Source organism: Pedobacter sp. MR2016-19, from assembly GCF_014947265.1.
Taxonomy (GTDB): domain Bacteria; phylum Bacteroidota; class Bacteroidia; order Sphingobacteriales; family Sphingobacteriaceae; genus Pedobacter.
This window is the reverse complement of record NZ_JADCNK010000010.1, coordinates 17,236-32,578: the sequence shown is the minus strand read 5'-3', so window position 1 is coordinate 32,578 and position 15,343 is coordinate 17,236. Positions and strand designations below refer to the sequence as shown.

The window sequence follows — 15,343 nt, the reverse complement described above, 5'->3', positions numbered from 1 at the left end:
AATTTACGGTTAACCAAACTCCAAGGCATAAGCTGTTTCGGCCTTTGATTGATTCAGTACCAAAAAGCTCTGGATATTTACTACATAAGCCAGTGCTCCTATATTGTCTCTGAAGAAATTGTTATAACAAACCATATCGGGCATGGCGTCGAGCAGGATTATATGCATTGGCTGTAAAGCTGTTATATTGATTTTAACCATGGCGGTATTTCTTTGTTCTGGTCATCAATTTAGCTGTATGTAGAGTAAGTTTAATCCTTGAAAATGTCTTTGTGGGGTGATTATAACAATTTCATTATCGTTAAATTTCATACTTTTGGGTTATTAACCAATTACCCCCGATATGTTTATGAAATTGCTTTTTAAAGCTTGCACACTTTCTGTTTTAATCTGTTCATCTATTCTGGCAAGTGCGCAAACTGTTACTTTAGATTATTTTTTTAATCGGGAAACCCGAAAAAATAAAGCGGGAGAGGTAGAGCGTTTTCATTACTTGTGGAATGAGCAGGCAATGAGTGGTTTTTCCATTTTTGGTAATGTATTTAAAAAAGAAGGATTTAAATTGGATTCGCTTGAAACAGCACCAACAATAGCTAATTTAAAAGGAAGTGATGTTTACTTAATTGTAGATCCCGATCGTCCGAAAGAAAATCCTAAACCGAACTACATAGAAGCTGACCACATTGCTGCAATTTCTGCCTGGGTAAAGCAGGGTGGGGCATTGGTAATGTTTGCTAACGATAGTGCAAACGTAGAGTTACCACACTTTAATAAATTGGCTAATGTATTCGGCATGCACTTTACCAATGAAATGCAAAATCATGTAATTGATGATGCACATTTTGAAGATGGCGGCATCGTGATCAAAAATAATCCGGTGTTTAAAACGGCAAAAAAAATATTCATGAAAGATGTATGTTCAATAGACACCAAAAACGGTGCAAAACCGGTATTGAAAAATGCAGCTGGCGCAACGGTTATTGCACTTGCAAAATATGGCAAAGGTAATGTAATTGCCATTGCTGACCCATGGTTATACAATGAATATGTAAATGGCCGTTTACCAAAAGAAATGGGCTTCGAAAACGATAAAGCGGCCTACGATCTGGTGGTTTGGTTAAAAAGCCTCGTTAAAAAATAATTGCTTAAAGTTTATCCAGTTTAAAATAGCCTAAATGAATCTCATCTTCAGGTAATCCTGAAGATGGTTTTATTTCGATGTGGTATTTCTGTTTGGCCTCTTCACTTAAAATGTCCTCAATTTTGTAAATATCATCTACGTCGATTCCATATTTTTCATCGATGTGCGAATTGGCTCCTTTGATTGAATTGGTTTTAAAAAATACCGTTTTCTTGGCATCCTGTATGGCTTTGGCCCTTTCATCATGCACTGATAGTACAATATGGTGCTGTTCGTATAATTTGTTGGATAAATAGCCCCCCAGGTTGATAAAGAACAATTTATGTAGCGATGGCAGCGTATGCTCATCCCTTAATTTAATATTGATTCCGTAATCCTCAACTTTGGTTACTTCCCGCCAGCCATCAATATGCAGGCTTGTACCTGTTCCTGGCCAAAATGCTTTAATTTCAGGCACAAGATCTTTTAGTGAATGGGCAATGCCGAAGAAATAATCGTGCTGTTCAACATTTCTTTTTGGGGCTTTTGAGCCCAATAAAATCATATATAGTTTTAAATCGTTCATAAGGTTTAATTGTTCACTGCTACATTCGTTCATTGGTCATTCAGTTAACATTGATTGATTGACTCCAAACTCGTAATTCACTCACCTTTTAACAGCATTAATCAAAATAGGTTCTTAGAATTTTGTGATTTCCTTTATTTTTTCACCACCGAGAACACAAAGAAAGGCACAGAGGGCAAAGAGTTGAAGACATACTCCAATTGAATGGTCGTCATCCGATAGCTATAGGATGAAGCGCAGCGAAATGGAGAAATCTTTGGACTATGTTAAAAGATTTCTCCACTGCGGTCGAAATGACGCTCCTTGTGTATCTGTCATCAACCCTCTAATGTATCATGTGGACACGTCTTTCTTAAGTGTTTTAGGCGTTTTGCTAACCAACTTTAATAAAGCACGGATTTTAACCAAGGACGCTGTCAATCCCAAGAGTCGGGGGAAATCAAAAAAACAAGTGCGTAACAGTAAAAATGGCAGTAACAAACCTGAAAGGCAGTGGTTTGGTGTTCATAACCGATGATTTAATTTTAAAAAATATTGAACACAAAACGAAGTGCCGCTGTTTTTTTGATGAGCGTGAGATTGTGCAAAAGGCTCATGGCTGGATTGACAAAGCACTTTGGGTACTTTGGCGCTCCAAAGTACCATGCCCCGCGGCATAGAGCGATAGAAGAATGTTATAATAATTGTGTCCATACGATAGGTACAGGCGGGAATCTTAAAGCGCTTGCATTACGAATTATTCATAAGTTTCCCTTGTTTCAAAGGCATTCATGAGCACTCCGTGGTTCCCAATCAACTCGATAGCTATTGGATGACGATCTCTGGCAATTAATCACCCCTTTAAAAAAGCAATCTATCAGAATAATCAACGCGTTCCATCATCCCTCTTACATTTTCCATCGATTTAAAACAATTTCCTTTTTTTAGGATTGTATAAATTATAAATGGATACGAAAACAGTAAAAAAGAAAATTGCCATCATCGGTGGCGGCCCGAGTGGTCTGTTCATGTATAAAAGATTAATTGAATCTAAAGCTCCCAACTTCGAAATAGAGATATTCGAACGTAAAGATTATTTAGGAGCGGGTATGCCTTATAGTGCTGAAGGAGCAAATGTAGAACACATTACTAATGTGTCTGACAATGAAATTCCAATCATATATAACTCCATTGAAGAGTGGGTGAAAATTGCACCGAAAGAAATTTTAGAAAAATTTGATATTAATGCGGATAAATTTAACGAGTATAAGGTATTGCCCAGATTGTTTTTTGGTGAATATCTTTCCGCTCAGTTTAAGTTATTAAAAGAGGTTGCAGAAAATAACGGTATTAAGACCAATGTGCATTTAAATTGTATTGTGGAGGATATTATTGATTTACCTGCAGATAACCAGGTAGCGGTAAGTGTTAAAGGACGTGATCAAGCTCATTTCGACCAGGTAATCATCTGTACCGGTCATAATTGGCCAAAAAGATATGAAGGTAAAATTCCTCATTATTTCGATTCACCATATCCGCCCAAAAAAATTGCTTTAGAACTGAACCACGCCGTTGGCATTATGGGCTCTTCGTTAACTGCCATTGATGCCTTAAGAACCCTGGCGCGACAAAACGGAGATTTTTCCGATAATGAAGATGGTACTTATTCGTACCACTTAAAGAATAAAGGTTTTAAAATCGTTATGCACTCCAGGAGTGGGCTATTACCAGCGATCAGGTTTCACCTGGAAGATTCGCATTTAGGGAAGGACGAAACGCTAAGTAAAACCGAAATCCAAAAAAGCATTAAGGTAAATGATGGCTTTTTGCCTTTAGATTTTGTATTTGATAAGAATTTTAAAGAGATGTTCATTGAAAAAGATCCTGTTTTTTATGAAAAAATCAAAAACATGAATCTTGAGGAATTCGTCAGCACGATGATGGACTACCGCGAAAAAATGGAACCATTTGATCTCTTCAAAAAGGAATATGAAGAAGCAGAAAAATCAATTGAGAAAAGAAAATCAATCTATTGGAAAGAGGCACTTGCCATTTTAAGTTTTGCGATGAACTATCCGGCAAAATACCTTTCAGCAGAGGATATGGAACGCTTGCAAAAAGTGTTAATGCCACTCATTTCCATTGTAATTGCATTTGTACCCCAGAGTTCATGCAGGGAACTGTTAGCCCTGCATGATGCTGGAGTATTAAGTATTGTAGCTGTTGGCGATGATGCCGAAGTAGAACCCTTAAAAACCGGGGGTGCAGATTACCATTACAAGGTAGATGATAAAAAGGTTACTGTCCATTTCGATACCTTTATTGATTGTATTGGTCAACCCCATCTTTCTTTTGATGATTTTCCTTTTAAAAGCTTAATTAAAAATGGAACCATAAGCCCGGCAAGATTAAAATTCCAGTCGGCTGCTATTGGAAAGGAAGAAATGAAGCATAATGATTTAGTGACCAAAAAAGGCGATGATTACCTTTTAACTGTTCCCGGTATCACCATCAACGATCATTTTCAGGTGGTTGATGAGGCTGGGCAGGCGAATAAAAGAATCTATATCATGGCCGTTCCGTACATCGGTGGTTATAATCCCGATTATTCCGGTATCGACTTCTCTGAAGCAGCATCTGGAGCTGTGTTGGATCGTATTTTGAGTTAAAAGCCCTTATTTATTTGATGTGTTCTTTTATAAATACCTGAGGATTATAAAACCTTTCGTTAAGTTGTTTATTATTAAAAGTTAGCCAGCTTGCACAGCCATAATCATCAAATTTTTTCCTGATTTCTAAATGGAGGTGGTGATAATCGCCGCCATACTTTTTACTTTCCTGCGGTGTAAATAACCTGGCGAGTTTAGTGTTTTGATCAACATTTTGCCCGTTGCTAACATAAACCTCTTTAAGGTGTTTGTAGGAGGTAAACATCGTTTGGCCATTTGGGAGTTTATGCTTAACGACGACGGTACGTTGATTTTCGCCTAAATGTACAGAGCAAACTATTCCGTTTGCCATTGCATAAACATTAACCAGTTTCGCTTTTGGCTGGGCAGGATTAATATCAATAGCCGTGTGGATATGACCTTTAACATAACTATCCCGATGATCGCCAAAAATGCTGATAATTTTAATGTTATTTACTTTTTTTCGGTTAGTCACATCAAAAGGTAAAAACCATTGATCGGCTGTTTTTGCAGGAGCAGTATCGGTATAATAAGGTTTCCAGCGATCGCGATCTTTTTCAATGGTCGGTGTTTCGAATAAAAAGGTTGATAAAAATAGAAATAATAATGTTTTCATACCAGGAATAATTTAAGGCAAGATAATGATTTTATTAATATAAACTATTTTTATAGTTTAAAAAAGTTAGGCCGTCATTGCGAGGAGGAACGACGAAGCAATCTTAATGCGGTCGCTAGTAGCGATAGTTGTAAGATTGCTTCGTCGGCTGAAAAAGCCTTCTCGCAATGACGATCTTTTGTAATGGTGGCAGATGTTACCATTTACCACGGAGAGGAATTTATTTGATTTTTATAAAATCGTCTGGATTTATTCAAAGTCAGATGGTAACATCTGACTTCACATTACGCCAAAACATTCTCTTTCAAAGCTTCTGCCGCCGGGTTAACTAATGTACCAATCAATTCAGGAACCGGAACATCGGTGCTTTCGCTATAACCGTGGGTGAGCAACCTTACGCGATTAATGCACACCCTGATAAATTCGGGTACAAACAAATCGAATTTTTGAAATTTAGGAGCAAGCTCTGGGTTTTCTTGTTGAAATGCTAAAATTACATCTGCCACCTGGCGCCAGAACTGCTTTTCATCCAGGCCAACATAACTGTGGAAAATATTGCTTAGGTACCTGAAAAGCGCATCAAATATCCCCGATAGGATAAATAAAGGCGCCAACTCATCGTTAATTTCCCTTAAAACATCTACCAGATCATTCGGTAATTTTGCTTTCGATTCTTCTGTTAACACAATTTCTTCTACAAAATCTTTAATGATAATCCGCTCCGGTACACCGTTTTTCATTACCAAAATGGTGTTTTCGCCATGTGGACTGAAGAAAAAAGCATGTTTGTAAAAAATCCTTAACACTGGTTTAAGATAAGCCGATAAATAAGCGTTTAACCAGGTTTCGGCAGTTAAACCCGATTTTTCGATCAGGGCCTCAACCATGCTTTTTCCATTATCATCTACATAAAGCAGGCTCGCCATAGTCATGATGTTTTCGCCTTCTAATAAGTAGTTTTCAGCACTCTCTCGCCATATTGCACCTAAAAATTCCTGGTATTGATATGGTGAACCGGGTATTTCGCTATATTGGGGATGCGTGTAAGCAACTGTAGCCACCTCGCCTAAGAGTACAACGCGGGTTTGTTTTAAGTATTCATCACCCTGTAACATGTCTTTTGCCCACTGTGTTACCTTTGGTGCAATAGCCAGTTTTTTAGGCGAAAGTCCTCTGAAAATGGAGGTGTTTAAAATAGAAATGGCCGTTTTTACATAATGTTTTTTAGGTTCACTTACATTAAAAAAGGTACGGATACTGTTTTGACACATGTATTCATCCTTCCCGACACCAACTGGAATAATCAATTGATGGGCAATGTCATGTGCAAGCTGCAATACGATTTTATTATTCCATTGCCATTCGTGCACTGGGATGAAAAAATAATCTTCAGGCTGCAGCTGCTGTTGGATTAATACCTGATTAAAGTCGTGGACCTGTTTTAAACTCAGTTCTTCATTGTAAAAGGAAAATGGAGAAATACTTTCGATACTTTTAAAGGCTGCCCTTGATTTATGAACAGCCAACCAGGCCAATTGTGTTTTCTGTCCTGCTTCTGGCGCATATTTACCTTGATCGCTATGGTTAAAACCGATCCGTCCTTTGTTAATGGTGGCCCAGGGATGACCATCCATCTGGTGTTCGATGGTCTGGTAATCGGCGTTAGCCAATTCATCAGCAGTTAAACGACCTTTTTCGTGAATATATGCATCCGCATATAACGTATTTAAGGTATCTTCCACAAAATGGGCCAAGGTAAAAGGTTTAATTCCAAAAGTTTGCTGTAGTTCTGTATAAAATGCCGGGGCGTTGTTAACGATTACACTTTCTCCATTTACAAATTTTTTGATGCTTTGTTTGTCGATGTGCAAATAATCTAAAGCACGTTGCTGACCTGAAAAAGTATAATAGATCTCCTCAGAATCTGTTCTAAGACGGAAATCAGAATTTCCTTGTTCATCTGTATTGATCAGCGTTGGTTCAGCTAATTTTTCGTGCATCAACTCCACGATTGATTTTGCAATATAGTTTAGGTTTACCTTGTCCCAAACTTCTTTTTTTAAAGGTTTTATATGATTGAAATTGTTGTAATTCATGGTGTTTAATTTTTTATTTGTGTTATTCCGGATCTTAAATCCGGCTCTCTATGATCGGGATTACAAATCCCGACCAGCATGCGGGCCAACGTAAAGTTTAAGGCGTTTCGACAGGCTCAACGTGACAGTCACGGATGAAATCCTGAGCCTGTTCAAGAACCTCTTGCTCGCCATTTACGCTAAACTGTTGAAAAGCAATCCTTTTTTCTACCGGATAAATTTCGAAACCTAAAATGGCATTAATAATGGATGCGTTGCGATAGGCACCCATACCCAAATCAGGAGTTACAAAACCATGTGTATGCAATTCGGCATTTTGAACAAAAATTTCGTTCCCGTTTACATCGATGGCGTAGTTGCGGTGTACCTGAAAAAGTCCGTCTGCATTGCGCGCAATACGGTCATTAATTGCTGATAAAAAGCCTGGTTCATTATATTTATAACCTGTAGCCAATATCAAAGCGTCTGTATCAACCGTAAAATCCTTTTCGCTTTCGGTATGGTAAAAATCAAGCTGATAGCTGCTGTCATTATTTACCGTTAGGTTATTCAATTGGCAGTTCGGCATCAGTTCGGCATTGATTTCTTCTCCATCAACACTCAATTCGTACAGTTTATCGAAAATCTGGTTAATCAGTTCGAAATTTATTCCCTTAAATAAAGAATTTTGTTTGCTTAACAGCTGTTTCCGCTTGGATTCGCTTAAATTGTAAAAATGATCTACATATTCAGGCGAGGTTAGCTCTAAGGTTAATTTTGAATATTCCATTGGGAAAAAGCGATCTGGGCGTGTAAACCATTTCAGGTTCAAGCCATTTTCTGTTTCAGGCAAAAGATCATAAAAAATTTCTGCTGCACTTTGTCCCGAGCCTATAATCGCTACCGTTTTTTGCTTCAATAAAGTCTGTTTAAACTTTAAATACTCCGAAGAGTGGATTGCATGTTTGTGAATGGTAGGATTAACAAAAGTGGGTACTTTAGGTGCTGTACCCGTTCCAAGTACGATTTTTTTAGCCAAAATGGTTTCAGTAGTACCATTTACCTGATCTATCTTTTCGATCTGATAAATGCCATCAATATAATTTATACTGGTTACCTTTTGCCCAAATTGGCAATTCGGCAGGTGATTTATTGCCCATTTACAATAGGCATTGTACTCTTTACGCAGTACAAAAAAATCTTCCCTGATATAGAATTTATACAGGCGATCGGTTTGCTTTAAATAGTTTAAAAAGCTGTATGGACTGGTTGGATCGGCCATTGTAACCAGATCGGCCATAAAAGGAACTTGCAAAGTGGCATCGCTCAACATCATGCCCGGATGCCAGTTAAATTCCTTTGCCTGATCCAAAAACAAGGTAGATAAGCTATTGATCGGGGCACATAAAGCCGCCAAACCTAAATTGAAAGGACCGATTCCGATCCCAACAATATCGTATATTTTCTGTTCCTGCATTATATTTCCTCCGTTTCAAATTGTGCTGTTTTCATCATGGCATAAGCTTTGGCTTCAGGAAATTTATCCCAGTACCAATCGCGGTAACAGAAAGTTAGGTTAGCCATTTTATAAGGCATTTGGATCACTTTTTCTAATTTAAAACCTAGTCTGGTTACAAAAATGTGCATCGCACGACTTTCCACTGCTGCTTCACCGATGCATTTACCTACTTCGGGTTGTTCAAAAATGAAATCCATTAAGGCCTGGCCTGTCTCGAAGCTGAATTTTTTATCCTTATCGGTTGGGGCAATCAATAAATGTGCACCGTAATCGGTAGTTAAAGCTTCGTAGCAGGCGCCTACACCATCCCGCATAGGCCAATAGGGTTCTATGGTAAAGGTGGGTTCGCCATTTATTTCGCCAATAAAACTGTGCGATGAATCGTTTGGCAACAAAGTTCTATAGAATAGTTCCAAACCGCCAATTGGCCCATCCATTTTCCAGATTGGTTTCGCATGTTCCTGGTTAAACCAATCGTGAACCATTTCCAGATCGCGGTCGATATTAAAGGGACGGATGTTGATCGTCACATTTTCCTTTGGAAAAAACCTGCTGTACAATACCTCATTGGTTTTTGGTTTGATCAGATTTTCAGAGAAGAAATATTTAGACAGTGGATTTGGAAACTCACGGTAAATAGCCGGATTATCGATTGGCGCACTGGCTTCATCAATATTGCAAAGATTGGTCAGCAGGTTACCTTTTACTTCCCAGCTGCGGCGGTTGATGATATAATCAACTAAACCTGTAGTATCGCTGTTTTCGAATTGTTTAAACTCCAGATAAACGAGATCAATTAAGGTTTTTTCATCGGCGAGGTTGTTGCTTGCAAGGGCATTTACTACACCTAATATGTTGTTGATGAGTAGATAATAGGTGAGTTTTGGTATAATATATTCGTTTGGCACAATCGAACCACTTTCTGCGGCTATACCTGGATAAACCGCTTTTAGTTCCTCCGCTTTGGCTTCACTAAAGAAATAACCCTGGTTATCCCTGAAATAAAGTTTCGCAGGATAATAATCTTTATCCAGTTCTACCATTACATTTTGCTGGTGGAACTCAAAAGCCATCCCGAAATTGTTATAAAGGCCAACAATCGGAGTTACACAAAGGTGCAGGTACTGCTTAAACCAGTTTACGGCCGTATGGGCAAGCGCTTTATTTTTGCTGATGGATGCTTCCTCGATTACATGGACAATCCTCGGTTTTTGGCCCAATAAACCATCCTGACAAAGCGCCGCCAATAAACTTACATTTTTGCCAGCATCTTCTCCTTTGAATGGATTATGCCTGATGCTGATGTTGAAACCATCAATGGTTTCACCTTTATAATTTACGGTGATAAAAGCAGGGTCGGTAATAAATTCAATTTCAGGGAATTCGGCTTTGGCTGCTTTACCGTATTCGGTTTTTAAAAGTTTACTTACATCGTAACCACGATGAAGTTCCCGGACCAGGTTAACCCTTTCTGAGTTGGTTATTTTTACGTGCAATGAAAATTTTAGCATCCAATCACTTGCTGCGTTGTAAACTGTTCTCACTGATGATGTTGATGTATAGAGTTCTCCAAAATGTCCGAGATAGAAAAGGAGCTTTTCTTCCTGCATCGCTGTTACCTTAGGGAGAGTAAGCAAATATTCGGCTTCCCAAGGGTGCATGGGTACCACCTTATAATCTGGATGTTGATCGAGCAAACTAATGGTTTCTGCATGATTGCTATCTAGCAATTCGATTCTGAAAAGATCGGTCATATCGAAACCTTCTGCATTTTTCTCAACAATATTTTCGGAAGAGATCAGGAAATACGCCAGTTGAAACTTTCCTTGTGTTTCTGGTGAATATTTAAACAGTTCATCTTTAGTGTTAAAACCGGATCTTCCTTTGGGTAGGGGATGGGCGTTATGACCTAAAATTAAAGATTGCTCGGCCTCAATAAAGCTCATTTTTGCAAAATTTACAGGTTTACCGTTTTGCTTAAAATAAGAGAGAAATGCTTCAAGGTTTTCTACACTGTTGGCTAAACGTTGATTTACGATATCAGCATCTGCATGCGGAAACTCCTCTGCACTGAATTGAATGGCCAGTTCCATAAACCTGTAAATACTGATTGTGCTGATCACATCGGTAGTAATATTCCGCTCAATTACCGGAAAATTAAACACATGGCGGCCACTATCGGCATAAAATTTTAACGGTGCATATACTTCGAAACCAATGCCTGTAAAGTCAAACCTGATATGCAAACGATCGTTTGTTGTAACCAGGTAACTGGCTAAAGATTCGTCGTATTTCGGGATACCTACATAACGGCTCCAGTTGGTAAATTCTCGACAGTAACTGTTTAGAAGCGCATTAAAATTAGTTTCTTCTGAAATCTGCTGAAACTTGATTGAGTCTAACGTATTCGTTTCCATGTTTTTTAATGATTTTAATAATGTTTTCAATATCGCTGATGGTAGTTAGCGGGTTAAGTAGGGTAAATTTGAGGTAGAACTGTTGGTTAATCTTGGTGCCGGCAACCAAAGCTTTTCCCTGATTAAACATTGCTTTTTTGATATATTGATTCATAGCACACACATCTAAACGCAGGTTTTTTGGGCGGTAACGGAACACCAGGGCACTGATGTCTGATTCGTTCATCAACTCGAAATCGCTATCTGAATGTAACAGACCGGCAATTTCGGCTGCGGTTTCTATAATCGTATCAAAATAGCCACCCAGTTTATTTCTGCCCATCATTCTCAGTGTAAACCAAAGTTTTAAGGCATCAAATCTCCGGGTAGTTTGGATCGATTTGTTCACCTGGTTCGGCAAACCATCTTCATCATGGTCTTTTGGGTTTAAGTAATCAGCGTGATGCGTAATCAGGTTGAAAAAGTTTTTATCGCGTACCAAAAAACCGCTGCTGCTTACCGGCTGGAAGAAAGATTTATGATAATCAACCGTAACCGAATGGGCCAGTTCGATCCCGTTCAACAGGCTTCGGTATTTATCAGTTAGCAGCAAGCCACAACCATAAGCCGCATCGATATGGAACCAGGTATTGTATTTTTGACTTATCGACGCAAGTTCTTTAAGCGGATCAATATTGCCGAAGTCGGTGGTGCCTGCTGTGCCTACAATGGCAATAGGAATATTGCCCAGAGCAATTTCCCGTTTAATGGCATCTTCCAGTAAAATGGTATTGATCCTGAAACTGCGGTCGGTTTTAATCTTTATCACCGATTTTTCGCCCAAACCTAACAGTGAAGCATTTTTCTGGATGCTGAAATGTGCCTTTTCTGAAACAAAAATCTTAAAGCGTGAGGCTTCCGGTGGCAAACCATTTAATTTGATATTGTGGTTCAGGGCGGTAATGGAATAATGATCCCTTGCCAATAAAAGCCCCATTAAATTGCTCTGCGTACCACCGCTGGTAAAAATACCGTCGGCTTTTTTGCAGTAACCAATCTGATCGCAGGTCCATTCGATTAGTTTTTGCTCAATTAAGGTACCGCCGGCACTTTGATCCCAGGTGTCAATAGACGAATTGATTGCCGAAATCATCACCTCGGCAGCTACCGCCGGGATCACAATTGGGCAGTTTAAATGGGCAATATAAGCTGGGTGGTGAAAGGCAACCGCGTGGCTGGTATAAAGCTGTTCAACTTCTTTAAGTAAAGCATCGTAATTATCATGCGTTTTTTCAAATTCAATCGAATCAAACAGCGGCCTTAATTCCGATGGCGATATGCCACTAAAAGGTTGTTGATTATTGTTGAGAAATTTTTTTACCGCCTGGGTAACTTTTCCTACTGCATGCAGGTATTCTGCTTCATTTTCGTGGTGAAAAATTTCCTTTGTCGGACTTTCCGTAAGGAAATCAATTAGTTCATGTTTTTCTAGGTCTGATGTAAACATTTTTTTTCAATTTTTCAAGGATTAAAGGTTTAAGTAGCAATAAACATCTGACCTTTTAAGCCGATATTTTCATGAATAACTCTGGTTAGGTGAGATTAACCATGAGCTGTTTTATTAAAAATTCCGATTGCTAAGGTATATTTTTATTTAGATTGATTAAAAATAATATTCTAAATATTTTCAACATGCTGTTGGTAAGTAGGTAATAGATAGTTTTTGAAATATTTTAAAATCTATACAGATAAATTTTTAATTAAGTTTATTTGGATTTGATCTAAATAAATGATTGCTTTGCGCAAAAAAATAATAACCCTTAATGAAACCAAATAAATAAAAATGAAAAATCTATACTTAATTGCAATCTTAATCTGTGGATTTATCTTTAGCGGTAAAGCACAAACGGTTACCGGAAAGGTAATTGGAGAAACGGCACCGCTTGCGGGAGCAAATATTAAAGTTGAAGGCAAAGATGCCTCGGCTACAACAGGTGCCGACGGTAGTTTCGAACTGAAATTAACCGAAGGATCTTACAAATTACAGGTAAGTTATGTAGGTTATACCACCATATTACAAAAAGTGAGTTTGGCTAAAAATCAAACAGTTAACTTAACACTTAACTTAAGTCCTACATCAAACATGCAGGAAGTAGTCGTGGTATCGTCACGTAAACCGACCAAAATCAGTGAAATACCGGGTACTGTTTGGGTAGTAGACGGCGCTAAAATCCAGGAACAGGCCAGAGCCGGAATCCCACTTAAACAAACTTTGGCGCAATTGATTCCGAGTTTGGATGCTGGTCCGGAGGGTCGTACTAACTACGGACAGAACCAACGTGGCAGAGATGCATTGGTGATGATTGATGGTGTATCGTTAAACAGTACCCGTGGCGTAAGTCGCCAGTTTGAATCGATAGATCCTTTCAATATCGAAAGAATTGAAGTTTTATCCGGAGCGAGTGCGGTTTATGGCGGTGGTGCAACAGGGGGTATCATCAATATCATTACCAAGAAGGGACAGGATAGTCAGCCAAGTTTTACCACACAGGTTGGTGTACGCAGTGGTTTGAAAGAAAAAAGCGATCATGATGTCCGTGTGGCACAAGCTATTTCTGGCGGGAGCAAAGATTGGAATGGGCGCATTGGTATGGCTTTCCAAAAAAACAATGCAGCCTATGGCGCCGATGGAAAACAGATTTTTACCGACATTACGCAAACCGACTTACAGTATAACCAATCGTTCGATTTTTTCGGAAGTACCGAATTTAAACTAACTGATTACCAAAAGTTATCGGTGAATGCCCAATATTACAATTCAGGTTACCGTGGTGATAAAGATCTTTTCCTGGGCACAAATTATGGTGGATTATTATCAAATCCAGCGCTTTTAGAAATGAGAAACGGTTATTCATCAGATGTTGATCCAAAAACCAGCAGAGCGAATATCAATGCCAATTACCAGGCAAGCGACATTTTGGGTGGACAAACATTGTATGTACAAGCAGCGGCAAGAAACGAACAATTTAGCTTTCACCCTTTCCCGGGGCAAGCGGCAATACCGCAAAGACTTTACAGTGGTTCATCTATTCAAAATACCAATTACAGTGCTTTAAAACTGGTATTGAACAAAGACTGGAACAGACTGAATCTTACTTACGGTATTGATGCAGATAACGAGAATTTTAACGCGCAGCAAGCTTTGTTTGATAGAGCAAAAGCTTTCGCTTCTGGTGGTTTAAACAATACTACCGTGGCTACTATTACACGTTACCCAAACTTCAGGGTAAATGGTTTATCTGGTTTTTTACAGGCGCAGGTTAAAGTAACCGACTTCTTAAGCCTGTCGGGAGGTGTGCGTCAGCAACGTATGTTTGTTAAAGTTGGCGATTTTGTAGGTACTACTGCTTCTGTACCCTTGGCTTATGGTGTTGGCAGAACTGCTACTGCCATTGCTGGTGGTGAAAACCATTACGATGTAAACTTATTAAATGGAGGTTTAGTATTTAAAATTAACACTACTCAACAGGCGTGGGTTAATTTCTCGCAAGGTTTTAACCTGGCAGATCCGGCTAAATATTACGGACAGGGTAGTTATACCTTAGTAGGTACCAACTATAATTTAGGCAACTCAATTAATGTTGGAAGTTCTCCTTTAACCGGTATCAAAACAGAACAGTACGAAGCAGGTTACCGTTACCGCACAGGTATATTTAATGCACAGGTAGCTGGTTTTTATGCCTTATCTGATAAAAATGTAAAAACGAATAGTACATTCAATATCGAAGTTTTCGATGAAAATGTAAGAAATTTAGGTGTTGAAGGTTCATTATCATTAAACCTGAAAAATGGTTTTGAAGCTGGCGTAAACGGTTTGTACATCAAAACACAAAAACAAAATGCTGATGGTACCTGGTCATTACAGGATGTCACTGTTGCAAGTCCATCAAAAATTGCAGGTTATTTGGGTTATAACGGAAAAGTTTTTGGTATAAAAGCCCAGGCTTTCCACTCATTTGATTCGAAAGGTTATGCTACAGTTGGAAATGTTGTAATGCAAAATGAGTTAAAAGGCTTTACTACTGTTGATTTGTTGGGATCTGTAAAGTTATTTACCGGAAGTTTATCATTCGGTGTGCAAAACCTGTTGAACAAAAATTATCAGACCATTTGGAGTCAACGTTCGGTGTATTTGTACCAGGCTTTGGCTAAACCGGAGACATTTAATTATGCAGGCCGCGGTCGTACGTATAATTTAACATATACGCTTAATTACTAGATTCGATTTTTATCGGTCGTCATCTCGACTGGAGCGCAGCGGAATGGAGAGATCTATCTAGGCAGATTTCTCGGCTTCGTTGC

The 15,343-nt window shown here is 38.8% G+C and carries 11 protein-coding genes; 4 read left to right on the top strand and 7 right to left on the bottom strand.

The window, feature by feature from the left end; translation table 11 throughout:
• Positions 1-9: 9 nt before the first annotated feature.
• Positions 10-201, bottom strand: coding sequence for a hypothetical protein (locus IM793_RS14165; RefSeq protein ID WP_193422387.1), 192 nt, complete (start codon positions 199-201; stop codon positions 10-12).
• Positions 202-349: 148 nt separating this feature from the next.
• On the opposite strand from IM793_RS14165, the gene IM793_RS14160 reads away from it, so the two are divergent.
• Entirely contained in the window at positions 350-1,141 is a 792-nt protein-coding gene (locus IM793_RS14160; RefSeq protein WP_227256259.1) for a lacto-N-biose phosphorylase central domain-containing protein, read from the top strand.
• Between the two features lie 4 nt (positions 1,142-1,145).
• On the opposite strand, the gene IM793_RS14155 is transcribed toward IM793_RS14160, so the two are convergent.
• Positions 1,146-1,706 carry a DUF1543 domain-containing protein gene (locus IM793_RS14155; protein WP_193422383.1) on the bottom strand — a complete coding sequence of 187 codons (561 nt, stop codon included), beginning with the start codon at positions 1,704-1,706 and terminating at the stop codon, positions 1,146-1,148.
• 467 nt (positions 1,707-2,173) lie between these two features.
• Here IM793_RS14155 and IM793_RS14150 point away from each other — a divergent pair, with 467 nt between their 5' ends.
• Together IM793_RS14150 and IM793_RS14145 are read left to right on the top strand one after the other, a co-directional pair.
• Positions 2,174-2,365 (top strand): hypothetical protein, encoded by a 192-nt coding sequence (locus IM793_RS14150; protein WP_193422381.1) that lies wholly within the window; start codon positions 2,174-2,176, stop codon positions 2,363-2,365.
• 285 nt (positions 2,366-2,650) lie between these two features.
• A complete protein-coding gene (locus IM793_RS14145) occupies positions 2,651-4,354 on the top strand; it encodes an FAD/NAD(P)-binding protein (protein WP_193422379.1) in 1,704 nt (567 codons plus the stop codon).
• Between the two features lie 10 nt (positions 4,355-4,364).
• Here IM793_RS14145 and IM793_RS14140 read toward each other — a convergent pair whose 3' ends face one another.
• The 5 genes from IM793_RS14140 to IM793_RS14120 form a co-directional block, all read right to left on the bottom strand.
• Positions 4,365-4,991: a M23 family metallopeptidase gene (locus IM793_RS14140; RefSeq protein WP_193422378.1), complete on the bottom strand. Its 627-nt coding sequence runs from the start codon at positions 4,989-4,991 to the stop codon at positions 4,365-4,367.
• Positions 4,992-5,275: 284 nt separating this feature from the next.
• The gene (locus IM793_RS14135; protein WP_193422376.1) at positions 5,276-7,087 is read right to left on the bottom strand and encodes an IucA/IucC family siderophore biosynthesis protein; all 1,812 of its coding nucleotides are present in this window, start codon (positions 7,085-7,087) and stop codon (positions 5,276-5,278) included.
• 97 nt (positions 7,088-7,184) lie between these two features.
• The gene (locus IM793_RS14130; RefSeq protein WP_193422373.1) at positions 7,185-8,543 is read right to left on the bottom strand and encodes a lysine N(6)-hydroxylase/L-ornithine N(5)-oxygenase family protein; all 1,359 of its coding nucleotides are present in this window, start codon (positions 8,541-8,543) and stop codon (positions 7,185-7,187) included.
• Entirely contained in the window at positions 8,543-11,002 is a 2,460-nt protein-coding gene (locus IM793_RS14125) for a GNAT family N-acetyltransferase (RefSeq protein WP_193422371.1), read from the bottom strand. Before IM793_RS14125 ends, IM793_RS14130 begins: the two co-directional genes overlap by 1 nt.
• Positions 10,947-12,488: an aspartate aminotransferase family protein gene (locus IM793_RS14120; RefSeq protein ID WP_193422369.1), complete on the bottom strand. Its 1,542-nt coding sequence runs from the start codon at positions 12,486-12,488 to the stop codon at positions 10,947-10,949. The genes IM793_RS14125 and IM793_RS14120 overlap by 56 nt, the downstream gene beginning before the upstream one ends.
• A gap of 336 nt (positions 12,489-12,824) precedes the next feature.
• Here IM793_RS14120 and IM793_RS14115 point away from each other — a divergent pair, with 336 nt between their 5' ends.
• On the top strand, positions 12,825-15,260 hold the full coding sequence (locus tag IM793_RS14115) for a TonB-dependent receptor (RefSeq protein WP_193422367.1): 2,436 nt from the start codon (positions 12,825-12,827) through the stop codon (positions 15,258-15,260).
• Positions 15,261-15,343: the final 83 nt, after the last annotated feature.

Bases quoted from the DNA above. Each gene is read 5' to 3' on its own strand.
- IM793_RS14120 (WP_193422369.1), bottom strand. From the start codon at position 12,488: ATGTTTACATCAGACCTAGAAAAACATGAACTAATTGATTTCCTTACG.
- IM793_RS14160 (WP_227256259.1), top strand. From the start codon at position 350: ATGAAATTGCTTTTTAAAGCTTGCACACTTTCTGTTTTAATCTGTTCA.
- IM793_RS14145 (WP_193422379.1), top strand. From the start codon at position 2,651: ATGGATACGAAAACAGTAAAAAAGAAAATTGCCATCATCGGTGGCGGC.
- IM793_RS14130 (WP_193422373.1), bottom strand. From the start codon at position 8,543: ATGCAGGAACAGAAAATATACGATATTGTTGGGATCGGAATCGGTCCT.
- IM793_RS14155 (WP_193422383.1), bottom strand. From the start codon at position 1,706: ATGAACGATTTAAAACTATATATGATTTTATTGGGCTCAAAAGCCCCA.
- IM793_RS14165 (WP_193422387.1), bottom strand. From the start codon at position 201: ATGGTTAAAATCAATATAACAGCTTTACAGCCAATGCATATAATCCTG.
- IM793_RS14135 (WP_193422376.1), bottom strand. From the start codon at position 7,087: ATGAATTACAACAATTTCAATCATATAAAACCTTTAAAAAAAGAAGTT.
- IM793_RS14125 (WP_193422371.1), bottom strand. From the start codon at position 11,002: ATGGAAACGAATACGTTAGACTCAATCAAGTTTCAGCAGATTTCAGAA.
- IM793_RS14150 (WP_193422381.1), top strand. From the start codon at position 2,174: ATGGCAGTAACAAACCTGAAAGGCAGTGGTTTGGTGTTCATAACCGAT.
- IM793_RS14115 (WP_193422367.1), top strand. From the start codon at position 12,825: ATGAAAAATCTATACTTAATTGCAATCTTAATCTGTGGATTTATCTTT.
- IM793_RS14140 (WP_193422378.1), bottom strand. From the start codon at position 4,991: ATGAAAACATTATTATTTCTATTTTTATCAACCTTTTTATTCGAAACA.